General features: G+C 63.6%; 1 protein-coding gene. It reads left to right on the top strand.

Going from position 1 to position 569, the window contains the following annotated elements; genetic code table 11:
- Positions 1-569 (top strand): helix-turn-helix domain-containing protein (locus HMPREF2791_RS05745; RefSeq protein ID WP_141764927.1); only part of this gene is annotated, 569 nt, incomplete at both ends.

Below are 569 nucleotides of genomic sequence, written 5' to 3'. Positions count from 1 at the left end.
CAAGGCGGCACACCCACCAGCGTCGCCAAACGCTTCGGCATCTCACGGCAACGCGTCCACCAGATCCTCAACGCCTACGACGCAGGCGGCGCCGAGGCAATCGCACCGAAATCACGCGCCCCTCACACCCACCCGCACGCCGTCCCGGAAGCACTACGCAACGAAATCATCGACATCCGCAAACAACTCACCCGACACGGACTCGACGCCGGGCCCGAAACCATCGCCTACCACCTCGAACAGGCCGGCAAACGCGCCCCTTCAACCTCAACGATCCGCCGCATCCTCACCAACGAGGGCTTGATCACCCCGCAGCCGCAAAAGAAGCCCAAAAGCTCCTACATCCGCTTCGAAGCCGCGATGCCCAACGAATGCTGGCAAGCCGACATCACCCACCTCTTCCTCGCCGACAACACACGCGTTGAAGTCCTCGACTTCCTCGACGACCACTCGCGATACCTGTTGTCAATCACCGCGGCCGCCGCATTTACAGGCCCCGCCGTCGCCGCCGAACTCACCCGCCTGATCCACGCATACGGCCCGCCAGCATCCACACTGACGGACAACGG

Origin of the sequence: Corynebacterium sp. HMSC034A01 (genome assembly GCF_001838175.1) — a bacterium.
Classification (GTDB): Bacteria; Actinomycetota; Actinomycetes; order Mycobacteriales; family Mycobacteriaceae; genus Corynebacterium.
This window is presented reverse-complemented; position numbering and strand designations above follow the sequence as displayed.